Origin of the sequence: Flammeovirga kamogawensis (assembly GCF_018736065.1) — a bacterium.
Lineage (GTDB): Bacteria > Bacteroidota > Bacteroidia > Cytophagales > Flammeovirgaceae > Flammeovirga > Flammeovirga kamogawensis.
On record NZ_CP076128.1, the window covers coordinates 1,461,877 to 1,486,289 of the forward strand.

A 24,413-nucleotide genomic window follows, 5' to 3' on the forward strand; every position below is an offset into this window, starting at 1 on the left:
TAAAAAAACAGATTACATTCTACGGCCAGTATGCACTGCTGTTCTACCTAACCTTTGTTCTATTAATGCTGCTCCTGGAGCTGTATCTGGACAAACCCTATAAGTAGAATCTCTCTTGTAAAATTCTTTCTTTAAGTAAGGCTCTACTATTTCAAATGTTATCTCTTTGTGATTATCATGAATTAATTTAATCAGTACCTCAGAGATTATTGAGCTGATATTAGCACCAGATAACTGATAATTTTGTGATAATTCTTCTAATAAACCCTCTTTATATATATAACCTTTTGGTAATGCAGTTGCCCATAATAAATATCTTTCTTTTGCTAATGGGAAAGGGAACTCTATAATATGATTAATTCTACGGAGCATTGCTTTATCAACATGAGTTCTTATATCTGTTACGTTACTTGCTAAAATTACTATCCCATCAAAGGTTTCTAAGCGTTGTAATAAATAAGACATTTCTTGATTACTATATTTATCCTTGGCTTCATTCACATTTTCATTTCTTTTCGTAAAAATTGAATCCGCTTCATCGATAAATAATATACAATTATGCCCTTCCAAACGGGTAAAAATTCGCTCCATGGCTTTTTCAAAATCACCAACATATCTTGAAACTACCCTAGAAATATCTAATGTATAAGTTGGTACATTATAGTCTTGTCCTAATGTTGTTGCTGTAAGAGATTTACCTGTACCCGGTGAACCAGTAAATACAAATAACTGATTAGATTTAATATAACTGTATAGCTCTTTTTTTTCTTTTAGTAATGGACGAACCTTAAGTAGTAATTCTAAAGATTCTAATTCCTTTTTTGTTTCATTAGGTAAAATAACCTTCTCAAAAGACATTTTACTAGTTGTCAATCTTGCCGGAAAATCAATTTCATGATCCAAACGTGGTGATTCACCTCCTATTAAATATTCAATATAATTATTAGCTACTTTTAGTTTTTGATCTAATAAATTATCGTTGTTTTTTGAATAATGACTTAACTCAATTATACCATCTTTAATTAATGGAAACGTAGGAGATGCTACTTTTAATAAAAAGGCGTTTCTATCTTTTTTAGGTATACATATCATCAAAAAAGTCTTCAATGTAGGTATAAAAATTTCCCTCTCCTTTTCTAAAAAACCTCCAAAATTTGTTCTAAAATTCACTTTTTTAAATCCCTCTACAAAAGGAAGAAAAAGTTCTGGTAAGAATTCCCAAGAATAGGCAAAAATAATTAATAACTCTTCTTCTAAAGTCAATCGGTATTTTTGTGAAAGTTGCCCTAAATTACTATTTAGATCTATTGGACTGATTGAGATCTTAGTATCATCATTTTTAAAATGTTTTTCAATAATCTGTTTCAAGATTAAAACTCTAGAAGATAGTATTTGCTCATTACTATTGATATCTTTTCTAGTTTCAAGTGTCTCCATAATTTAATTAATAAAATTTTTGTTTATTGTTTAAGTGATTTGCAATAAGCTTTACTTCAAAAAATCTATTTATAGTTTAGTTTTTATATATGAACTTTATCAAAGGTTTCAGCTTTTTCTTTCTTTATAAATTCATAAAGTTTAGCTCTTCGTCCTATTAAACTTTCTAACTTACCTTGGTCTATTTTAAGAATCTGAACAGCGTTCTTGTTAATTTTTAAATGTACATGATCGAAATTTAGATTACTTATCTCTAATGGCATAAACCATGCGTTAGTATCTATATACATCTTTTTAGTTCTCTGGTTACTCTGAATATTCATTGTAATTTCTCCTTTATGAACATAGATATAGGGAACGTCTTCTTCAAAATAGTAATTTTCTAAAGTGGAATCTTTATCGAGAATTTCAACAGTAGAAAGTTCTACTATTTCACAAAGTACATCTCCATCCAATTCAGAGAAAACAGATAATGTTTTCATTCCCATAAGAATCTCCATCACATTAATAACCTGACTTTTTAATGTATAATTATTCCATAATGTATTTAGATTTTTGTTTTCAAAAGTTAGTCTATTCATTATTTGAACAAGCTCATTTGGTTTAACAAGATCTGATAATACAATAAATGCGGTTTGCTGAATTAAATGATCTTGATTTTCTAATTGTGTTATTAACGTATCTCTAAATAAATCTCCTTTTCTAAGTGATGGAATTATCGTTAACGCGCAAATTCTTGACCATCTGTTGGTTAGCTGTGCATCATTATAAATAATCTTATTTATAACATCTTCCAAATTTTCTGGTTTTACCGGCCAATGAATATTTAATTCTTTTATTTTATCTTCAAAAGACAATTTCTTCAAGAAGATAATAATCATGGGTTTTACTTCTAAGGTATTTGGTAAGGCTACTTCTAATAATTGTACACCAAAATTTATTTCTTCTTCTACAGTACTGTAAATTACAGGTCTGATAATATTAAAAGTTTGGTAATCATATAGTATACTACAAAACCTTAAAATAGCATCTAACTTATCAAATGAATCTTCTTTAATAGCTGTAACAAGCACATTACTTTCATCTGTTCTTAGCGTATCTAAACTTACAATAGCCATATAATTCCAAATTATTTGCTTAGCAAGTTCCTCAATATGCTTTTCTACAATGTAAGTATGTTTTGTAATTTTCCCTTCAACAACACTTAAAGTATCTAACGCAGTTAAATATACATTCTGATTGGTATGGTTTAAAGCATTCTGGAGATACTCATAAGCTAGAGGTGTATTTAAAATACCGTATAATTGAAGAATTCTTTGTTGTGTTAATACATTTTGCCCTACAGCATTAAAAGCTGAATATAACATATTAGTAATCCTATCTCCTATTTTATTAGAGGCATCAATTACCACATTTTGAAGCTCTTCATTCGACATATTATTTGCTAATACATACAACACCTCATCAGACACTTCGCCATCTGTAGACGAAATTATTGCCGCTCTTCTAACAGTCATAAAAGGGTCTGTCAATAACCTTTTTAATACCTTATTCCTTGGCTCTTCAGGTAATTTTGAAGAAAGAAAAGCTCCTAGAATTCTCTCTTCTGATAACTTAGAAAGTGACAACTGTTCTATATAATTATCATGTTCTAAACGTTCTTGTATTTTACTAAGTGATCCATGTACATCAATAATAAGTGTTGCATTTTTACTTTGGCCAAACCTTTTATCATTCATTACCTCTTGTAACTTAACTAATAAATCTATTCTACCTTCTTTAAGTGCTTCAATAATAGCCAATGCTTGAATATCATCATCTGTATGAGATAAAAAATATTGGAGTTGTTCCTGTAAAAAGGTAGGAGCAATTTTTCTAGATAAATTAAATTTATTTACCGAAAATTGATCAATTTGATGAATACTATAGAGATTAAATACTGGAAATAAGCTTGAGAAACGAATATTTTTTGCTCCAATAGCTTCTTCTAATTCATTGTAATAATCCTTTTTTAAGAAAAATACTACAACTAAATACACCGCAGATAGTACTAGTAATGCGGCATATAATAATTCATGGTAATCATCTAATTTCCCAAAATAACCATACATTATAAAAAATGTTCCTGTAGCACCTAATAGTATTGCCATTGTACAAAGCAATGAAAAATCTGCTCTTAATTCTTGTACAATAGTTTGTATTAAATCCTCTTTAATTTCATCTTCTAGACTATAGTAATAGGTTAAAAAAAGTACAAAACACATCGTAGTAATTACCATCTGCAAAGATGGTATACCCATAAAAGCTTCGTGCTGGTTAGATACTTTATAATGGATGCCAATAGACGTAACAGAAAATAAAATGATTAATAAAGGTGCGATATAAAATATAGATAACCTTCCGAATTTATCAATAATTTGATTGGTAAATACCTTTCTTATGATAAACACAAATAGGCAGAGTAGTATAAATACCACTACCTCAAAATTTAGTATACTTTCTTTATTTTTATAATGTGTTTGAGCTTGAAAAAACATTAAAACAATGACAAACCATTTAATAGTGGTAAGGCAAATAGATTTTAAGGTAATAAGAAAATAAAAACGATTAGTAATGATCTTGAAAAAAGTATGTTCTGTTCGGATTTCTAAAATATTTTGATTGACAAGATTGAGTACTGAATATCTTTTTAAAACACGGTTCCATACTATAAAAAAGCCACTAAAGAATACGATTGGTAAGTAAATTATATACGCTGTTATTGCGGAATAAAGCACTACTCCAATACCTAATGAAACGGTAAAGCCCACTAAAAAATTTTGAATTAAGAATTTATCAACAGCAGCAAATTTTAGAACTTTTCCGATACGATTGTATACTTGAGCAAAATAAGTTACCAATACCAAGTATAATGTAAACGACAAACCAATTATTCTATCATCTATAAGTAAAGCTTTAATTCTCTCTTCTGCTATAAAATATATGCTTATACTCCACACCACCATAAACAATGATGAGTACTCCTGAGATTTTTTGATAGAAAAATACCTACTCATAAAAAAGAGTACCAAGAAAAAAGGAAAATATAGTAGCACACTTATAGAAAACCATATATATAATTTTTCAGTTGTGAAATCATGAATCTTATCAACTAATAACAGGTTTAGACTTGATAATACAAATGATAAAGCTACAAGACTTACTTTAATTTCTTTATGCGAAGAAAGTGTTTCTACTTGGTTTTTGAGTTTAGTTTGCTGCATAAATAGTTATAATTGATTAAGCTTTTTTAAACCAATATCTTTGGCTGAACTTATTGATATTTGTTTTATGTACTCTACTGTATAAGTAACACTTTCCATTAAGATCTCTCCTTTTTCTGCATTAAAATCACCGAACTCTACAGCTTTTGGAAAACAGTTTACTAATACAATCGAAAATAAAGGAACTCCAGATTGGTTTAATGCTACTATCAACAAATTAAACTTTCTAATCACATAATTGCCTGTACCAGAGTTAACCATGCTCTCAAGGATTTCTCCTCCAACATTATTATGAGGACTTGAAAACACACCTTTTTTAAAGGTTACATCATCAAATTCAACACCTTTAGCTAGCAACATTTGCCTGTCATTACTACCTAAAATATTCACTCTTTCAGTTACTCTTTTAGCTGTTATTTTAGAAATACTTTGAAATGATGCAATGGGTGTTTGTCCAAACATCTTTAGACCTTCTTGCATATCAACTTTTTCATTAAAGTCATCAAGTACAATTACATTAAATCTATAACCCGTTAATATTTCATCAAAATCAATCATCTTTATTCAAGTTCACTTTTATAAGAAAATTCACCAATTTCGTTTGTTTCTTTAATCATATAAGCAATAAATACAGCCATTGCTTTTCCTTCTTGCTCTTGCTCTTCAATAACATTAATGTTCAGAACATTTACTCTTGGCTCAAATTTCTGTATTGCTTTTTGTACGACAGTTTCCACCTCATAAATAAGTTGGCTGTCTATTCTTCTAAAGATAAATTGTCTAAGATTACACCCAAAATCTTTATTGATAGGACGTTCACCTGGGTGTGTAGAAAAAAGAATATATAAACTTTCTCTTATATCTATATGGTCTGATACCATCTCGATATCTGTTCCATCATTTCTAAAACTAGGCGGAAATTTCCATCCCGTATTATTGTCCATTTTAGTTTGCGTTTAGCAGTTTATATCTAAATAAATTCTCTTCTATAGGCCTGGAAAAGGTTATTCTTCTTCTACAAAAGAATCATCCATAAATTGATCATTCCACAAAGAAGACACGTGAAAGTTTACAACTGTATTCCCTTCATAATTTCCTCTTGTTCTCATTTCTAACTGAAAATTATAGGTATCTCCTTTCCACCTTAATTCAATTTTATTACCCCTAGAACCATAATAGGCTTGTGTTTTTTCTATAATCTGATTCGACTTTCCAAATGTGCTTATAGCATGTGCAATCTGTAGAGCATATTTACCAGTCTTTTTTTTACCTACTCCTGCCACCACTTCAAATGCATGGCAACCGTTAAGATTTTCAATTATTGGATACCACTTTCCATCTGCATTAATACTACCTCTATAAAGTGTTCCAATACGTTCTTTACTGCCAATACTACCGTTAACTTCTAGGGTATATTGTGGCGTTTCTGTATTAATACCAACATTATTGTTCTGAGAAAAAGTCATTACAGCTTCCCCATTTCTATCTTGAAATTGCAAAGTACCTTCCTTTTTATCTGTTGCAATACTCCAAATCGGGCTTCTGTCTTCTATATTTCTAAAAAAACTGACTAGCTTATTTTCATCACCAACAGGAGACAACATTAAGCCCTCGTCAATACTTTTAGAAAGTCCATCATCTAGTTTATTTACACTAGATTCTATAAAATCATGGAAATTTTCTTGAGAAGGTAATTTCCCTTTGTTGAAATAACCTTTTAATGTATTTCTATCTAATAATGCCATTATTTTCTTTTCTTTTTAAATCTATAGAAGTAATGTTGATAACCTACCGAAAATAGAATGTTTTGATTTCTATAATCATCACTAATAAAAGTATAGTAGTTAAGGAAAACATCGCCTTGATAACGGGTAGATGCGTCTATTAAGTCATTTAATGCATGTTGATACTCTACATAACAATAAAAAGCACCTCTTTTATATTGTTTTTTCAACCCTATACCTCCTCCAAGTCTTAGTTCATATTGATACCTCTGCTCTAAAGTAGACTTTGAATCTGTAGAAACTTCATTTTCTCCTTCTAAAGTAAACTCTCCGTCTATTTTTGCATTGGCATCAAACAAATAATTTCCGCCAAACGATAGCCTAACAAAAGGGTAAATCGGAGAAGTATATGCTGCTTCATTATTATCAACATTTAAAAACCTTTTACTCGGTTTCTTTCTGAAATTAATATTAAAAATTGCCTTAGAAGTAACAAATTGTTGATTTTCTGAATAGTAAGTTGAAAGTACTCCATCAAAAATTTCATTTTCGCTAATGCCTATATTAGTTGATTTATACCCTATAGATAACGCCCAATCTAACCAATATTTAAAGTATCCACCAAAATTCACATTTGCTTGAAACCCCACAAGACTTTCGTAAGTAACATTTTTACTATTTGCCGTTGTATTATAAGATTTATCTACTTGCCCAAAACTTAAGTTTGCTCCTGCATCTAAGCCATAATAAAAAGAGGGTTCTCTATTATAAGAATTAAATAGCTCAATATATTCTTGTGGATCATTTTCAGAATCAACCGATACAAAAGGATTATTTTTTAAAATCTGTTTTATATTCTCTTCTGCATCTGTTTTTCTCAAAAGATAAATATTACAAAGTGCTAAAAGTTTGTATGCTTTTTCTTTTTGTTTGGCATTAAACCCATTTTTCAAACAGTTACTTATTAATGGGGCTACAGCTTCAATATTCCCATTTAAATATGCATTTTGAGCGGAAATTAATTTTTCAGAACATTCTATTTGTTGTGCAAATAACGGTACTGAATATAGTTTTAGTAATAAAAACAGTAATAGAAATATTTTAATGTTTGTCATAATCATTGTTGTTTATAACACTGGCGAAGAGAGTTCTATATATGCTTTTTGTTTTTTCTCTATATCACCATTTAACTTATTCATCTGATTAAGTTGCTTATCGTATGGCGATTTTTTCTTAATAAAAAATGTAAATGGATAGATAAGCACATTAATTGTTTTTCTGAAAAATGATTTTTTACTGTAACCATATTCTAAAAAGAGTATGCGTTCAAAATCTTTTTCAGCTTTTCCTTCAAAAGTATAGTAAGGTGTTAACGTTAAGTCGTTTATTAATTTAGTTTGGTTTATACAAGACATTCCATAACGCTCGATAATTTTAAACACTCCAGTCTGGAAAAATTCTGCAGTTTTACTTAACGAATCTCCTTCAATAGTTAAGACCTCCAAATCATTTTGGCTATTCAATATAAAAAACCATAATTTATTGTATTTAATGGCCTGTAATTGATAAGGGTTTTCCTCACTATCACTAACATAGCTAGGAGAAAATGCTGTAATTTTATCTACATTATAAGCAGTTTGAGCATCAACAAATAAAGTAAACCCTAATAACAAGATTACTAAAAATGTGGTAGTTAGCTTTTGATTATTCATTTCAGTTTTCAGTATTTTCTTAAAAAGAGTTAGTTAACTCACTTTTTCTATAAAATTTCCAGTCGATGCAGCCGTTTCAGCTTTTGATGTTTTTTCTTTATTACCATCACTTTTTACAATTGGTTCGTCTTCAGCAGGTATAAATTCTTTAAATTGAAAATCAATTTTTGCACGTAATACCGTACCATTCTTGTCCATTAATTCATAATTTATATTCATAGTCGTTGCATTAAATTGACTATCTCCTGTAAGGTTTTCGTCAAAACTAATTGAACTTGGAGCGTTACCAATAAATAAAATATCTTGAATTTTAGTGATAATTTGTTTTGGTGATGATGTTTCTACTGCTGGATATAACATACCTGTTCCATCTATATAAGCCGAAAAAGATACATTTTTAGTTAATTTTGATATCTGTGAAGTTTCTTCATCATCTATATTTTTACCCAACGTGTTACCTCCGTAACTAAGATTTACAGAGAAGTTTGTAATGGCAAGTAAAGTTATTTCAGCTTTATCAGAACTTTTTTTAATAGTGATCATCTTAATTTATTTATTACCAAAAAATACAGTTCTTGGACTCATAGGTAGTAATATTCCATTTGGTACTTTATCCGTATGTACAACAACAGTTTTACCTTCTATTTTTATGTTTTTTATTTCCGTAATAGCACTACATGAACATGATAATTTATCACTTTCAGTTAAGATTACTTTTCCATCAGCCATAACTGTTTTTTCTTCTAGCGGACTTATTGTAATTATTACTGGAGTTCCAGTTTTAGTACATATATGGAAGTCATTCGCTTGTATTGCAAGTTTCATTTTTTAGTTTTTAGTTTAAATTAATCATTTGCCCTTTTATATCTAGGTTATTCGATGCTTCTATTGCCATCTTACCATTTGACTTTTGTGAAATTTCTTTACCCGTTAACTCTAAGTTATTATCAGAAGTAATATTCACACCGTTTTTACCGATTATGTTTACTTTATCCCCTTCAATAGTAATTTCTCCATCCGTATTTCTAAGAATCAGTTCATTATCTTTATTCATAATACACTCAACAACAGGTGTATCACCATCCATGATTGCAGAGCTTAAAACTCCATTTTCTTCATCTAATAAAATCTTATTCCCTGGAGTTTTTATTTCTATTAGATTCTCATTGTCATTAAAAATGATACTTAAGTTATTTTTGCTTACAATAGACCTGTGCCCCTCAGTACCAAGGTGTGGATGTTCATCAGAGTTTTTAAATAAACTTCCTAAAATAACTGCATTATCGGCATGCCCACCTAAAAAACCTACTATTACTTCGTCTTCAACTTCAGGCATCCATAATACGCCATGATCTTTACCCGCAAACATTGATGAGACTCGAGCCCATATTTCTGGTTCTTCATCATTTTTTTCGTTGGACATCATCATTAATGGCACTTCAACTTTAACTAAGTATTTATCTGTTACATCACTTTCATCATTTGTGACTATCTTTTTAACAATACCATGATGTAAATTAGTCAAGTTATTATTGGCTACTTCAAGCACGTCACTTTCCAAAATATCAGGGTAACCAAGGTAAATTGTTGTTTTCCAAATATCATTATCCATATGATGTTCTATGGAATAAATAAATGCAAGGCTATCTATATGAACTCCAGCTTCTTCAATTTTAATATAATCACCGCAGTTAAGTTCAGTTTGTCCTTCAATAGTTACCCCTCCTTTAACCTGTCCTAATAAGCTCCTTACAATTTGATTTGTCGCTATCTTCTTTTTTCTTTCAATATCTTCTAACCCATAAAGAATATTTTGTAATGGTATTTCTTTATCAAATTCACTTACAATATCTTTTGGTTCTACAGTACCTACATCAAGAGATATTGCTTCAGATTCTTCATTCTCTACCGACTGATCTTCTGGAAGATAAGAATATGAAACAGCTTCATCATACACACTTTGTATATCTGTATACACATTAAATTGAAATGTGGTGTGAGGAGTAATGAGTAGTTTTCCATTAACATCTTCTAAACAATCAACTAATCCAACACCTTCTTGAGTGGCATTTATCATTTTACCAATCTCTTTTGATTTTAACAGTAAAAAGTCAAAATCAGTTTGTTGATACTGAATAATTTTACTCACCTTATTGTCTGATGCACTTCCATCTGTCGCACTAGTGATATTTATATCATGGTCAATTAATAATTTCTCTAAAATCCCTTCTAAATTTGTATCAAAAATTCTATTCGTCTTTCTTCTTTTTAATTTATATATAGGGTGTGTAATATATAATTTCGTTAAAAAATATTGACCATAACTTTCAGTACCAATCTTAGATATAATTCCATCAAATAGTAAGTATCTACCTTTTGCTTCGTTTTCGATATAAACCTTAATTGCATTCAATGGCTTAAACTCTTCATAAGCTCCAAATTCAATCACATTGTTGTTATTCAACAAAGTAACAACGCAATCAGGTACACCATTAATCATGTAATTTGCCTTTAAATCATGCAAATTCACACTTCTAATAGGCATTTCCTTCCCTTCAATTTCAAGTGTTACTCTAGATATCAAATAATTTAATTTATTAGCCTCCATGTTTACTACCTAAAAATTTATCTTTAAATTATTGATACTCTTATTTTCACGCTGTACTTCATTTTTACATTTGTGAATCAATTGATCTAAAAATTCTTTAGAGAAATCATCAAGTGACAATTCTTTTAAAGCATTTTTAGTTAATTGGTCTTGAGGCACGATATCCCTCTTAATATTGATTTTAATGTTTATTTCTTTTATACTAACTGGCATAACTATTATGGTAATTCTTTCGTGACAAAAAATCTATATCCTAATGTAAATAAGGTGAGCCCCCCTATAAGTACACCGCCTATCAACAATGCAATTTCTTTCCCAGAAGCCATTTCGTAGTTCATAAGAAAAAGTCCCATTGCAATTATAAAACCTAGTATAATAAATGTTGAACTAGCTATTTTCACCCTTTTAGTTAACTGATATCTAAAGGCCAAAAAGGTTGTTAATAGGAGCATATTCACACCAGCAATGCTACTAAACAAGTAAAATAGCATTCTTGGGTTGCTTAATAATGCTTTTGGATTGCTAATTATTCTCAATGCATAGAATGCATATTTTCTAAATTTTGAAAGGGTAATTCCCTCACCATCAGCAGCAGCATCTTGCATTGTGAAATTGTCTTTTACTTTTAACCATACATCACTTTTACCATTTGCAAATCCAAGTGCCCAAAATCCAATTCCTTTAAGATTATGTTTCTTAATCAAATCCATCTTCCCTTGTAGCGACAAACTATCTTCAAACCAAATTTGATGATACGCTCCTCCATTATCTCTAAAAACATAATAAGCACTTCCACTCGTTGGGTCTCTTTGAATAGGTGTTTGCCCCGTTTTATTATCAATTTGTTTGTGCGTGAGGTACCCTACAAAACTTTTTACTTTAGACGGATACGTGAGATCTTCTGTAACCCATTCTGCTCCGTATAAAGGAGCTGCCAATACCAATTTATTTGTGGGTAAACCATCTACTTGATATTCAAGAATACTTCTCTCAATATTAAACTCCCACCAATAATCTCCACTTTCAATTGGTGCCATTGGTCCAGCTACAGTACTGTTTTGACCATAGAATTCATAACCCATTATAATAAACTGATCTACATAATTTGTTAGATTTTGCATATCAAAAACACCTGTAAAATCTTTAGGGGGTATGGTTAATGTCACTCTAAATTTTGGATTGTTTTTCTTCAGTGAATTTGATAAGTCGATCACAAAGTTTGTAAAGTCCTCTTTATGTTCTTTTGGTATATTCTCAAAATCTATATTTACACCATCTGCATTTCTTAATGTTAATAGTGTTATCATTTTATTTATAAACGCTTCTTGTTGGTTATTCCTATTTTTTAAGAAGGTTCTATTGTTGTTATATCCAAAGTTGGTTACAGTTAGTAACACTTTACAATTGTATTGATGTGCCGAATCTATAAGTGCTGTTGTTTCCCAATCATGGATTGTGTGGTACAAACCGGTAACTGGATTCATTTCATACGAGAAATAAGCAATAGAGCTTAATAGCGAAAAATTATACGATTGATACCCTTTACCAACCCAATAAGGATGCCAGCCAAAAACCTCTACATTATTGTCTAAATTGTAATCTCCTTCTAATGATTTAGTGCTAATTAGGTTCATTTTCTTTTGCCATTCCCCTTCTGTAAAATCACCTTTCATTTTATTAGTTTTCATTACCCTTAAACGATCTTTCATTTTAAGTGTATCAATAAAAGGCTTTTGCTCTTGAACTAGTATAGGTGGATCAGTATCCAACTCAACTAATTCAATGTCTGTAGATAAGACAGAATCATTGGCTACAACATTTACAGACTGATTCATCGTTACTTCTAAACCATCAACTTCTGTAGCCGAGGTTGTATCAGCAGTTTTTTGAATCTCATTAATTTTTGCTGTTTCCTCTTCCTGATTACGTGTATTAACATAATTCTTTAATAGTCCTCTTAAACTACTATTTTTCTGTTCTTCTTTTGGTTCCTTTTCATCTTGAGCTACTACAACATGCGTACTAAGCAAGAACAAGAGCATGAAAAGCGTATAACACCTATAGTTAATTTTATTCATTGTTGTTTAGTTATAAGAGTTTACAATCAGATCAGTACTAATTTTTAAATTATTAATACCTGCTTTATCATTCTTTTGATCATCTAGATAAACTTCATGATCGGTAGAAGAAGTAAGTACACTCCAAGGCTTTGATGCTAAAATAAAGCTCTCATTATAATCTTCTTGAGCAGTATCAATTAACTTGAATTTATTATTGTCATCTTTAATTAAATGAACTAAAGAAAGATGTTTAATTCCATCGATATATGGGATTGTTTTTAAATAGCTTAGTACATCTGATAAATGTAATTTCCCTCCTAAAACAAATCGATTTGAATTAGATGAGGAAATAGTATTGATAAAATTGGTTAGTTTAGTATTTATCTCCTCTAAGTAAAAACCTTGGGTATACCCTACTTTTAAGCTTAGCGAAACGTTAACTTTAATTTTTTCATACAAAGGAGAACATATCTCAAATTTTACATGAGACGATGTAATAGATTTTAGAAAGCGGTCTACACGCTTCAATAAATCATTGGTTGTAATAGGAAACTTTTCTTCAGAAACAGGTATAATAACAATCAATAAAGAGTTATTAAATTCTGATACAGGAATACAAATAACCTGACTTATTTCATGAAATTCTGTAAGGATAATTTTCTCATAATCCCATGTAGTTACAGGTCTATTTCTATGTTTAATTGTTTCTGATATTCTATTTACAAAAGCGTTTTCTCGTTCTAAACTCTTACCTCCAAAAGAAGGTAAAGGCTGCTCTATTGATCTAATACCTGGTATCTTTGATAACGACCTAGAAATTGAATTTGGTGATAGTACTTTTCCGTAGTCATAATGCGAAGTCTCTTCTGGTAAGTTAAGCACTACTTCTACCACCTTAGAGTAAATCTTTTCAATGACAATATCATTTTGTTGTTCACCTGCCAAATGAATTCTAATACATATACTCTTTGATGTGGAGTTATCATTAAAAGTTTCAGGTACTTTAAATATCACCATACCTGTTTTAGTGAGGTTATCAGTTTCATTTCTTAAAATGTTTGACTCGGCAATACTTTCCCATTCACCCCCATTATAAAACTCCCATATTAAGTTGTTTGCTTTCCTTTTCTCCTCTTCATTAGAATTGTTTTTCAGTTGGAATAAAAGTGAAATAATATCTCCTTTAAATGCATTAGCAATTTCTATTTCTATTGAAATCCCCATTTCAATTTTAGGAAAAAGGTGCTGCTTAGTAACTGTTTCTACAACTTTATTAGTACCGTAATTAAAACCAAACTTTGCCACTCTATCTACATTCTTTATTTTTTCATCTAAAATGATTGTCGATTTAGCAGAATAATTTGCAGTAATTTTACTTACAAAAGGAACAAAAGGCACCGAATATTCTTTTACTTTATTTTTCTTCCAGAAAGTAAAGAATGACTTTTGCCCTACTTGTGACATTAATAGTTTAGGATATACCTCATGACCAAAACCTACCTCTGGATTTTCTAGTGTAAATTTTAGATAACCGTTTTTAGAATAATTCGAAAAGCTTTGTAAATCATCTTGGTTTACTTCATCAATAGAAGGTGCATTTACATATTCAATATCATGAAAATAAGTTAAGTCTGATAACGCCCCAATATCATACACCTCCTCATTTGATGTTGACCTTTGGTTTTTAAACATTGAAAAAGTATCTAAATAGATCCACTTACCATTTTTCAATCTTTCTAGTTTTAACTTAAACTTAGAGTTTTTAAGTTCCTCTTGTTCATATGTTTCATAATAGCCTGTTAACCCATTTGGATGAAAAGGTAAATTGTACCAATGACAATCAATATCTAAATAGTTTAAATTTTTATAGAAAACTTCATTACTACCTAATACAATGTAGTTGCCTTTTACCGGCTGATTTCCCCATGCTGCATAAGGAACATTTGTAGCCAACTCTCCATCATGATTGTATACATTAAACCCAGAATACCCCAATACATTTACATCTATAACTATTCTATCGATAATTAATTCTGATAAAAATGAATAACCAAATAAATAGGTTTCAGTGTTTAATGTAAATTTAAATACAGGTTTATCAGTAAATGAATTAATAGCGTGAAGTACTTTATTTGCTCCTACTACACTATCTTCATCAGCCTTAATGATAACTTTAAAAGCCAATGAAGTAGGAGTATATTTAGTCGTTAAAAACGTAATTTTTTTGACTGTTACCCACCCTTCAGGTCCTGTAAATTCTGCAGTAAATATATCTCCAAAAATATTATTAAAAAGTAAGTCGCCCTTCCAACCTGTAGCCTCTTTTACATTAGAAATTAAATGGGCTAGTCTATTCATTGATTTTGCATCCAAATGGAATGTAAAAACAACTTCTCTATCGCCATTATCTAACAAAAGCACATGGTCGCTTACATAAAAATTAATAGGTTGTTTTTCTAAACCGTCGCTACCAAACAAGGGTAAATTAATCAACTCTCCTTCTAATAATGGCTGTTCAAATGATTTTACAGCACTTACAATATTAATCGGATATTTTGTTCCAATTTCCTTAAACTCAATATTCTTAACCGTTATTTTTTTCACTTCAGAAGAAGTAAGAACAACATTATGATCTAATGAGTAATAAACATTCTTTCTTAGACTATCTGTTCCTGCTATAAACTTAGTGCCTGCATGAATTTTAGCATATTGAATCCCATCATTTAGCCCAAATGTGAGGTAAGCAAAGTCCTTTTTTTCTAAATGACGTTTCTCTTCTAGAACATCATTGAAATATAAATTAAGGTATCTTTTTGCAAAACTATTCAGCATTTTTTGGGGGTATTTATACAAATGCTGATAAGTCATCATTAAATCAATGTGCGGTTGTTGAGATGAATTTTCGATGTAAAAAGAATAGTATTGATCACTTTTCCCTTTAATCATAAAAAACAAATCGATAAATACTGTATTCAATCTATGGCAAGCTTCTGCTAGAAAGTCTATTTCTTCATCTTCTTGAAAGTTTCTCTCGTTATTTTCGTACTTATAATCAAGGAGTATAAAAATGTTGACTATAAACTCTGGTGTTTTATGTTTTATAAATTGACGTTCACTATTCTTTTGATAATAAATAAATGAGAGATCCGAGAGAACAGAAGGTGTATTCAACAACCTACAAATTGTAAGGTATAATTCACTTTCAAAAAAGCCTTTTGTGATAAAACCAGTAAGCCACTTACTAAAATAGGATAGTAATACTGTAAACGTATCTATATTTTTCTTTAAATATTTCTCTCTTTTCTCCTTTCTTCTAAACTGTGTAAAATTATGATAAGCATTAATATTTATCTTTTGGTATTCTTCAATATCAAAATATTTTAAATCAGCTAAAATACTTATCTCAGAAAATAATATATTATACCAATAACGATACCCTTGTGCGTCTCCTTCCTTTAGGGTATTAAAAACCTGCACTAAAGTATCCCTTAGATCAATATCGTTTAGTTGTAGGTCTCTGTTAACTAAATTTGTTAGCTCTCTACTTTCTTGACTAGTTCCGTTATAAATCATTTTTTACTGATTTCTTTTACTTACCCCACTTACAGTTTAATTTATTATCCATCCAGGGTAACATGGTCATCTTAATTGACCACGGTAACATCTTCACAAAAATATCATAGGTCCCTTTTTCTACTTCAAGAGTCCAATCATCGTTTAAAGTCAATAACCCTTCTCTTATAAAAAACATTACCCTTAAACTATCTGGCTCCATTTGCTTTAAAGAAGACCAATGTTCAATAACTGTTGATAATAAAAAGTCTGCACTTTCTTTTTCATCATCTGTTAGATTAAAATCTATCGAAATTGTTTCTTCTAGTTTTAATCCACACAATATCTTTGGTAAAATAAGTTGACTTTCTTCTTCTACTAAAACATTTTTATGCGCTATGTAGAGTAATAAAGCAACACCTTTAAGCAAGCTTTTTTCATTTTTAAAAGCCTTATTATTTTCTTTTAATAAGCCCTGCCTATTAAAAAATAATTGTATGTATGGAGCGATTATTACCAATCCAGCATTTGGTATTTTTATAGCACATTTTTTAATGGTTTTTTCAACATCTTTTGTTAGAGATGTTAGCGTAATAGTTTCTTGTCTTGTATAGTTTAGTTTTAATAGCTCACATGTAATAGTGAAAATTCTATTATATGAAAAATTAATATTTGGTAGAATAGTTATTATTGCGTCTTTTATTCTTGATATTTTTATTTCATTTTTAGCTTTAAAAAAAAGTATGTTTTGAATAGATTTAATGTATTTCGAAATTAGAGTTATTGAAAAATGTTTTGAAAATTCATCATTAATTTCAATTTCTAATTTCTCAATAGTCTCACTAATGCTTTTAGTATATCGTAAATTTAAATAACTAAATAATATATTCTTTTGTCTAATTGAATATTTATTTAAATAGGCCAATTCTTTTAGTGATTTTGTATTAAAATACTGTAACAAAATTTCAAATTGAGCTGCAGTTATACTATTTGATAAATTATTGATTACTAAATCCACTAAAAATTCTATTTCATACTCTTCTTGTTTTATTAATGTATTTGGTAATAACAAATCAACCTTATCAGCAATTGAATTAATCTTTTTAAGGTGCTTGATTAAGTGATTAAAATCCACTACTATTTTATATACAGTAAAGGCATCTATTATTTGTTCAATGATTTTCAATTCATTAAAAACATCTAACTGTATAAAGTAACCATTCTTCTTATTTATTATTTTAACCTTATAGTCTTTATACAGGATAGTAATTTCACTGTCAGCAATTGTTAGATTGAAGTTATTAGTAGCAAAGAGTTTATCAATAGTAATTGAATCAGTAGTTGGGTAAACCCATCTTAATAATGTCTCAATACTTTTAATATTTGAGCTAGAAAAAGCACCTACTAACTGATGTAATTCTTTAATAATAACCTTTACATCAACGTTTTCATTTTCTAAATAAATTAATTTCTTTATCAATAGATAGCATTCTTTTTCGTTGGCTGTCAAATTAAAATAGCTTACTTCTTTCAATTTTACATTTCTGATAACCAAATCTTTTGCTACAATTTCAATCGTAAGCGAAGCTCCTAATAATTCAACCTTACCCGTTGAGCGCTTAATTATATCATGAATTAGACTAATTGTAATACGATCTGTCAGCGCTTTAATTTCTGCAGAAAAATCATTTCCTTGCTTTTCTGAAATACTTTTTAATTCTTTTTCTAACCTACCGATAGTCTTGTGAGAAATAAATGCATTTAATGCTACTAGAAATTCGACTTGATTACTCTCATATCTAAAGTTAAATACATACAACACACCAGAATAAACGATCTCCAATATGTTATTTTCTCTTGCTTTTATCTGCAAAGGAGCAGCAATAAATGAGTGCCATAATCTATTCGTTTTTTCAACAAATAAATTAATATCTTCTTTAATTATATCTTTAATACCGAGGTGTATTAAATTATTTTTTTGATAGGTTGACAAACGATTTATCACTTCAGCAATAGGCATTTTTAGTAGGTTCGATGCGAGATAAACACCTCTTGTCTCACTTTTTGATAAACCTTCTAAATGATTTTCACCTTTGGCTTGCCCTATTAAATCTTCAACCTTTGCATCATAAGAAACTGTTAAATATAAAATAAAAAAAAGTGCTTCATCAGCATTTAGATGCTTAGTAATTAATTCTTGAAACGAGCCTTTTTCTATTATCTCATAATTTATTTTTAGATCAACCCATTCCTGAAAAGGAACATTTTTGGGGTTGCTGATAAATAATGCCTTTAAATAAATAAACCTTTTTACTAGCTGCTTTTTAAACTCTTCTTTCATAGAAGAAGCCAATGCTTGAGGCGTAATTTTGTTACTATTAAACACCTTTATACATTCTTTCAATAAGCGTAAAGTCGTTTTACTAGTTGTTGAGGTACTATTTTTTAGTAAACCAATAGTTGTTTTATCTAATATTTTTTCAACACCAATATCATAATTATAACGTAATAGAATAGAAAAATAGACGATTTTCTCAGGTGATTTTTTATCAATAAATAATCTTGAAAATGATCTATCATTTATAAATTCATAGTTTAATTTTAGCTCAATCCATTCTTGAATATCAACACTTTTAGGAGAATGAATAAATTGATTCATCAGAGAATCAAACCTTATAATTATTTGTTTTTTAAACTCCTCTACCATCAGGGAAACCAACCCTTTAGATACATTCTTTTTATTATTGTATTCCCTTAAACAAGCATTTAATAATAATAACGTTGTTGTATTATGTACCTTAGTTCCTAAAATAAATGAAAAGACACTGATAAATTTATCTTTACTATTATTGATCAAGGTATTAAACTCTTTTGTACTTACTTTTAAATACAATAGGGATAATAGTTGAATAACCTTATCTTCTGTAATCAAAAAGTGTTTCAATAAATCATCAATAGAAAGGTTTTCTTTGATTTTAAAATAAAGTTGATCGCTAATAGAAATATTTACTTTATTGATAGGGTATAAACTAATATACTCTAAAATTGTATCTGCATAATTTAACGTATCTCCCCCATCTTCTCTTAAAACTTTATAGTAATCTATAATTAAAGAAATACTTTCATTAGACCATGTTGTATTTACCGCTAATAACTTGGTGAATGTCTGATGAATACTTTTTCTATCAAAACTTCTAGCATTTGCTAACATGATTTCTAAAATCGACACTTCAATGGATTCATCAGTGTAATATTTAGAAAATATCGTCTCAAATTGTGGTTTTGTGAACGTTGAATTCTTTATCAATGAATACACAATTGATTCAGAGGCAATCAGTTGAAATAAAAACGTTTCAAGTTGATGTCTTTGAATAAATTTATAAAAATGAATAAAATTGATATTTCTACGCTTATAAAAATCAACTAATTTAATTAATAATGAAGGTGTATTTTGAATTTTCTTTAACCACTTTTCTTTCTCAAACCATACCGTTATACCATAAAATGAAAAGTAAAATAATCTTTCAACTTCATCCTTGTTCTTTATTGAAAGCGGTTCTTCTTTTATATCCTTTTCTGTCAACTCTTTAATAGTAGAAGAACCTTCTTGGTCAATACTCAACTGATGTAACCTTTGATGTATTGCATTCTTTACTACTTCTAGTGTTTTTTCTTTATATTCAAACACAGAATTTGCATCAACCTCTATATCTATACATTCTATAATTAATGCTTTGTTTTTGTATAATTCTATTTCTCCAGCAATTACTTCTGTAAGCTGATTTTCTATAAAACTCGAAAGATCTTGCTTAATAAGTAATTCATCTACAGCTGAACTAGAATTATAGTCAATATTTAAAGACAATACTTCTTCCATTATTGTGTTCTAAATTCTATTACATATTTGAACTTTAACAACGAAGAAGTCATTGTGAAATACAGCTCTTCATTTTTTATAAATGCGACATCTAGAATATAACTACTCGTTGTATTATTAAACATACGCTCCGAAAGAATTTCTCCATTCGCATTAATATTTATAGCATGGAATGTCAACTCATCTGAACTATCATCAATAGAGGAAACAATAAAATAATCTTCCTTACCTATAATATCTCTTAACTTATCTTTAGTAGTCTCAAATTTTAATTCTATCCATTGGTTATTTTCTTTTAATAAAAAAAGCTTGTCCTTACTTTCAACATTTCTTTCAATCATTACTAACCCATAAGTAGTGCTAATAGCATCAATAATATAATGTTGATCATTAGAACCATAAGAAATATTTTCTATCAACCCCGTTGTAGGATTAATTGTGTATTCTGCAATCTCTACCCTTGCTTCATTATTTGCATATTCCCAAATAAATATCTTTACTTTATTATCTCTATAATCTATTGATTTAGGTAACACATAACTTGATTGTCTTTCATGAATACGCTCCCAAAGAATATCTCCGTTACTATTTAATGAGGCAAAATATATTTTAGATTTACCACTTGTCAATTCTACTCTACCTTGAACAAAATAATTGTCACCGGTTTTCTCTATTAAATCAATTACTCCAGATGTATATTCAGCAGCTAACCAAGTCTTTTCTTTGACTATTAACCAATTATCACCTTCTTTTTTAAACATTGCAAATAAGAACTTATTCTCAAAAGTTCCCACTCCAAATACATTCGACTGATCTGGAATTGCATGCGAATACACTAAACCTTGTCGTTCATCTATATAGCTAGAAATTTGTTCTCCTTGCTCATTTAGAATAGAAAAAAAACCGTTACCATTTATCCATGTTCTAGGTTCTAAAAAGTGAATTGACGCTGCTGAAGAATTTTCATTCATTACTCCAGAAATTAATCTATTGTTCTCCCATTCTTCAATATGTCTACCTAAAAAATTACCATCACTACTGTAAAATTGCAATGATTCTTCAACCACTTCGTTTTTCTGATTTAAACAGCTTATTAACGATAGAGAAGTAAGTAAGATGATTAGTTTATTCATTGTATTAGAGTTTGTCGCTATTAATTAAATAAAATAAAGAAGGTAGAATCGTAATTAATTTCACTACTCACATATTTGCTCCAATCTTCATTTGATAAGAAATCTTTATTGGCTGTAGAAAGGTCTCTATATTGCATTGGAATAGTTAATGGCCATTTTTTTAATTGTCCGGATTGACTTCCTGTATAAAGATAATCCCCAGCATCAGAAAATATTAATGATGAAAACCACACCTTTTCTTCTACAATAATTTTTTCTTTTTTAGGTCTATCGATATCCCAAAGTCTCACAGTTCCATCAAAACCTGCAGTTGCAATAAGGTTTTTATGTATTGGATGTACAGCTATCTCATTAATTCTTGCCTTATGATTACCGCTACTGAAGTTCTTCCTCCATTCTTTATTTTCCTTCACCCATCTTTGAACTTCACCTTTTTCTGTTCCAACAAATAGCGTATTATTATCTGCATTTAATGCCCAAATTGGGGTATCTTGGTCAATGTAGATGTTTGAAATTTCTTGTTTTCCTGACAATGACAACTCAAAAACATACCCTTTATCAGTTGCTATAAAAATATGTTTTGAAGCAGCATCATAAAATGATCGTGTTAATGACCCTTTCCCTTCTAAGAAAGGTGTTGCTACTATTGTTGGTTCAAACGAATTTTTCTTTTCATTTTTATTCCATTGCGTAACAATTCCACTTACATCAATCGATAAATAGTGGTTTTCATCTATTTTAAATACGCCAACTAATTCACTGTCAGCAATATAACTAATTAATAAATTAACCTCATAGGTATCTAAGTTCATCTCATATAAAGACCGTGAATAATCATAATACACCATTTTTGTATCGCTAATTGGTTTTGCTATTCCTTTTACGATACTCTTTAAATCGATGGTATTCTTAACATCATTCGTATATAAACTTATACTGTTTGAAAAAGAAATTACAGACATAAATTTTCCTGTATTGATAAAATCTGTAATCATACCTCTTTCAGTATCCATCAAATTATAAGTATCTCCAAGTATAGTTTTTGTGGCCATATGAAAAGCAGCATAAAATTCCGCATCATAACCATCTCCTCTATTATTCATATAACCCAATACCGCCTGTTTTGCTAAAAGATACCTGATTTCATTATCTTCTAATTGATAAGAATTTAAAGCCATCGCTCGTGCTGTAGATATATTTTGGAGTCTGTTGGCTCTAGAATTGGCACTTTCTGCATTTATTTGGGCTACTGTTGCTCTTTCTAATGCATTATTGGCTAGTTCTTTTTGTTCATTAGCTTCGGCAAAAGATAATTCTGCTTGAAGCATTGCTTTAAGTGCTTTCTGTTTTTCTTCATCAGCCACTAAAAGTGCATGTTCAGCTCTGTGTTTTTCGTTCTCAGCATTCTTTTTCTCTGCTTGTGCTTTATTTTTCTCGTCTTCTGCAATATTTCTACTCTCTTCTGCTCTCTTTTGAGATGCTAAGGCCTCCTTCTTCGATTTTTCTGCTTCCTCTTTTTTAAGTTCGGCTTGTTTACTTTTCTGATAAGCATGTACTCCTAATAGTACACCACCAATTCCTAAAAATAAGAAAATGACAACCAAAATTCGGGAGAGTTGATTTCTTCTTTTCTGTAATAATTTGGTTCTTTCAAGATCCTTAATTTCTTCTTTTTCAGAAAACGTTAAGAATTCCATTGTTCGTTCAAAGGAGGAATGATACCTTACTCCCCATTCATAGGTAGGTTGTTGCGACTCCCTCCAATTTAATGAAATTTGTAGCTCTGGCTGCCTTAATCTTGACCTGCTTCCTTTCTGAAAATCTTGAGCATCTTCTGCAAGTTTTACATACCTTTTAATAGACTCTGTTTCTTTAACAGTCCATTCTTTTAATAACTCCCAAGATCTCATTAAAGACTCATGAGTAATATCAATAACTGAATTCGAAGAAATTTCAACATGTTCCCTAGGTTGTAGAAAAGCACGGTCTTTCTTTCTAAAAGTAGTAATAACATTAAGAATTTTTTCCTCCTCTTTAACACCAATTATTTGCATTATTCTTTCTAAAGAAGAGGGGTTCCTAATCCCTTTACCTTCTTTGTTAATAGTAGTAATACTTCTAAATAGTTTTTCACAAATCAGTTTTTCATCATCATTTAATGTATTGAAAATCTCATTTGCATGTATAGAAAGGCTATTTTTAATACCGCCAACAGCTGTATAATGTTTTGTAGATACAGGTTCAGCTATTAACTGTTCTTTCCGCCAAACTTCAAAAGTTCTCATCATTGCATGTTGCATAGATGGAAGTTGATCTTGCTTATTGCCTAGTTCTTCTTGAATTAACTGGAGTAAATCTTCTGTTATTTCAACATCAACATATTTCAGAGGGTTAATTATGGCTTCTTTTTTCTCCTCCATAGACATTTGAGGAATCAAAAACTGACTTTGATTTATGCATTTAGTCAAAGCAGGATAATCCGCACAATTACCAATAAAATCAGACCTCATTGTCAATAATACATGAAACTGTACCTTATCTGTTTTCGTTAAAACAACAAGTAATTCAACAAATTTCACTATTTCTAATGACATGCTCCCATCTCTATTGTCATAGCTGAATAATTCTTCAAACTGATCAACATATAGTACTGGTACAGTCTCATTATTTACTTTATAGTAGTCAAAGAAGGTAGTTACATCAACCAATAAGTTCTGGAAAATTTGCTTTTTTACTTGATCTGATTCATAATTAAAGAGAGTATTAATTAACTTTACTAAGGGGCCAATAGTACCCGGAGTAAATGTATAAATATCGTGGTTTAATTTAGTTTCTAATAATGGAAAAATACCACAGAAAATAAATGATGATTTACCAATACCAGATTTGCCTAGAACCGCTGAAAAACGATTTTCTACTAACTTATCAACAACTTCATTTACATGTTTTTGTCTTCCAAAATACAAATAACTTTTATCTCTTGTAAAAGGCTGTAAACCTAAGAAAGGGTTTTCTAGTGCTGTTATATTTCTAGTTTTAGTTTCCAT

16 protein-coding genes are annotated in these 24,413 nt (G+C 29.7%); all 16 read right to left on the bottom strand.

All coding sequences use genetic code 11. The annotated features are described in order from the left end of the window. Positions 1-12: 12 nt before the first annotated feature. Entirely contained in the window at positions 13-1,437 is a 1,425-nt protein-coding gene (locus KM029_RS05720; RefSeq protein WP_144072352.1) for an ATP-binding protein, read from the bottom strand. Positions 1,438-1,520: 83 nt separating this feature from the next. Beyond that, positions 1,521-4,700 (bottom strand): hypothetical protein, encoded by a 3,180-nt coding sequence (locus KM029_RS05725; RefSeq protein WP_144072353.1) that lies wholly within the window; start codon positions 4,698-4,700, stop codon positions 1,521-1,523. Positions 4,701-4,706: 6 nt separating this feature from the next. After that, on the bottom strand, positions 4,707-5,258 hold the full coding sequence (locus KM029_RS05730) for a phage tail protein (RefSeq protein WP_144072354.1): 552 nt from the start codon (positions 5,256-5,258) through the stop codon (positions 4,707-4,709). Between the two features lie 2 nt (positions 5,259-5,260). Beyond that, positions 5,261-5,644: a GPW/gp25 family protein gene (locus KM029_RS05735; RefSeq protein WP_144072355.1), complete on the bottom strand. Its 384-nt coding sequence runs from the start codon at positions 5,642-5,644 to the stop codon at positions 5,261-5,263. A 60-nt stretch (positions 5,645-5,704) separates the two neighbouring features. Next, positions 5,705-6,445: an adhesin gene (locus tag KM029_RS05740; RefSeq protein WP_144072356.1), complete on the bottom strand. Its 741-nt coding sequence runs from the start codon at positions 6,443-6,445 to the stop codon at positions 5,705-5,707. Beyond that, entirely contained in the window at positions 6,445-7,539 is a 1,095-nt protein-coding gene (locus KM029_RS05745; protein WP_144072357.1) for a hypothetical protein, read from the bottom strand. The genes KM029_RS05740 and KM029_RS05745 overlap by 1 nt, the downstream gene beginning before the upstream one ends. Before the next feature lie 12 nt (positions 7,540-7,551). Further along, entirely contained in the window at positions 7,552-8,136 is a 585-nt protein-coding gene (locus KM029_RS05750; protein WP_144072358.1) for a hypothetical protein, read from the bottom strand. A 33-nt stretch (positions 8,137-8,169) separates the two neighbouring features. Beyond that, entirely contained in the window at positions 8,170-8,679 is a 510-nt protein-coding gene (locus KM029_RS05755) for a CIS tube protein (protein ID WP_144072359.1), read from the bottom strand. A 6-nt stretch (positions 8,680-8,685) separates the two neighbouring features. Continuing rightward, complete coding sequence (locus KM029_RS05760; RefSeq protein WP_144072360.1) at positions 8,686-8,961, bottom strand: hypothetical protein; 276 nt, start codon at positions 8,959-8,961, stop codon at positions 8,686-8,688. Between the two features lie 10 nt (positions 8,962-8,971). Beyond that, the gene (locus KM029_RS05765) at positions 8,972-10,744 is read right to left on the bottom strand and encodes a phage baseplate assembly protein V (RefSeq protein WP_144072361.1); all 1,773 of its coding nucleotides are present in this window, start codon (positions 10,742-10,744) and stop codon (positions 8,972-8,974) included. 9 nt (positions 10,745-10,753) lie between these two features. After that, positions 10,754-10,957, bottom strand: coding sequence for a hypothetical protein (locus KM029_RS05770; RefSeq protein WP_144072362.1), 204 nt, complete (start codon positions 10,955-10,957; stop codon positions 10,754-10,756). A 5-nt stretch (positions 10,958-10,962) separates the two neighbouring features. Then, a complete protein-coding gene (locus KM029_RS05775; protein ID WP_144072363.1) occupies positions 10,963-12,822 on the bottom strand; it encodes a glycosyl hydrolase family 18 protein in 1,860 nt (619 codons plus the stop codon). Between the two features lie 6 nt (positions 12,823-12,828). Beyond that, positions 12,829-16,377, bottom strand: coding sequence for a baseplate J/gp47 family protein (locus KM029_RS05780; RefSeq protein WP_144072364.1), 3,549 nt, complete (start codon positions 16,375-16,377; stop codon positions 12,829-12,831). A gap of 16 nt (positions 16,378-16,393) precedes the next feature. After that, on the bottom strand, positions 16,394-20,233 hold the full coding sequence (locus tag KM029_RS05785; protein ID WP_144072365.1) for a contractile injection system tape measure protein: 3,840 nt from the start codon (positions 20,231-20,233) through the stop codon (positions 16,394-16,396). Further along, a complete protein-coding gene (locus tag KM029_RS05790) occupies positions 20,233-21,366 on the bottom strand; it encodes a hypothetical protein (protein WP_144072366.1) in 1,134 nt (377 codons plus the stop codon). The genes KM029_RS05785 and KM029_RS05790 overlap by 1 nt, the downstream gene beginning before the upstream one ends. 20 nt (positions 21,367-21,386) lie before the next feature. Then, positions 21,387-24,413, bottom strand: a complete 3,027-nt coding sequence (locus tag KM029_RS05795; protein ID WP_144072367.1) for a WD40 repeat domain-containing protein — start codon at positions 24,411-24,413, stop codon at positions 21,387-21,389.